The 270-nt window shown below is 37.4% G+C and carries 1 pseudogene; it reads right to left on the bottom strand.

Annotated elements, in window-relative coordinates:
• A pseudogene (locus ACP3VS_RS24440) lies at positions 1–188 on the bottom strand (hypothetical protein); the annotation flags it as partial.
• Positions 189–270: the final 82 nt, after the last annotated feature.

Here is a 270-nt window from a genome sequence, read left to right as displayed (position 1 = left end):
GGAGAGGAAAATGTAGATGGTAACGATGGAGCTTGAGACGGTGGTGGTGACGTTGGAGCATCTTCCGCATCATCTGGTCTATAATCTTCTTGTTCCATATCTCTCACTTCATTTGTAGATTCATATCCGTAGTTTTGTGGATTATAATACATCGCTTGATCATATGGATAATATTGTTGGTTATACATGTTAACAAATCACCTTCTTTTCATTCAGTACCTTTAACATTCATATGTGATATGCCCTCTAAAGGAAGCTTATGTTATTGCC

The organism is Lysinibacillus sp. VIII_CA (assembly GCF_049943995.1).
Taxonomy (GTDB): Bacteria; Bacillota; Bacilli; order Bacillales_A; family Planococcaceae; genus Lysinibacillus; species Lysinibacillus pinottii.
This window is presented reverse-complemented; position numbering and strand designations above follow the sequence as displayed.